Origin of the sequence: Limosilactobacillus ingluviei DSM 15946, from assembly GCF_001435775.1 — a bacterium.
Lineage (GTDB): Bacteria > Bacillota > Bacilli > Lactobacillales > Lactobacillaceae > Limosilactobacillus > Limosilactobacillus ingluviei.
Genome location: NZ_AZFK01000073.1, coordinates 1 through 749, shown reverse-complemented (window position 1 = coordinate 749; position 749 = coordinate 1). Strand labels below are relative to the sequence as shown.

The window sequence follows — 749 nt, the reverse complement described above, 5'->3', positions numbered from 1 at the left end:
TTAGGGCGTTTTTTAGTTTCGTTGTATTTTTGATTGTTGATGTATTGCTCGACAACTTCCTTGCTCATATTGCCTAACGTGCTCATGTAGTAGCTTGGCGACCATAGATGACCACCCCAGTATTGGGATTGTCTGATTTCTGGATGTCTCCTGAGGAAGATAAAAGCACTTCTACCTTTCAGGGCCTTGATAGCACTGGTTGGCGCTTTGCTAGGTGGAAAACTAATCAGTACGTGTACGTGATCGGGCATGACTTCCATTTTCTCAATCACAATGTCATTGTCGTCAGCCACCAATTGTAGAATAGACTTCATTTCGTTTGATAATTGTTCAGTCACGAATGTTTTATTACGGTACTTAGTTACCCAGATTAAGTGGTAATGGAAATTATAGATATAGCGTCTGGTATAAACAGCGTCCCTGATTTCTTCTTTTGCCATTACAATTACCTCCGTTGCTAGTATCATTGTCTAATAGTATAATGCTATTATACCAACTAAAGGAGGTGGATATAGTGAAGTCAATGGCAAAAATGAAATATCATTACGGACTCAAAGTGCGAATTTATCCGAGCGATAAGCAAAAGCAGATTATTAAGCTAAATAGCGATGCTAGTCGGTTTATCTATAACGAAATGGTCGCTATTAATAAGGAACTTTGGCAACTAAAGCAAGTCAAGCTACCAATTGACACTGTTCAGTCACGAATTAAGCAATTGGAACTTCGCCAAAATGCTAAACAAATGTCGA

Annotated in this window: 2 protein-coding genes; one reads left to right on the top strand and one right to left on the bottom strand. The window is 38.7% G+C overall.

The genetic code is table 11. The features are described from left to right. A partial coding sequence (gene tnpA, locus FC43_RS07340) for an IS200/IS605 family transposase (RefSeq protein WP_056955231.1) occupies positions 1-440 on the bottom strand: 440 nt, incomplete at its 3' end. Positions 441-514: 74 nt separating this feature from the next. Between tnpA and FC43_RS07335 the strand changes: the two genes are divergently transcribed. Further along, positions 515-749: helix-turn-helix domain-containing protein (locus FC43_RS07335; RefSeq protein ID WP_156648350.1), on the top strand; the 235-nt coding region annotated here is incomplete at its 3' end.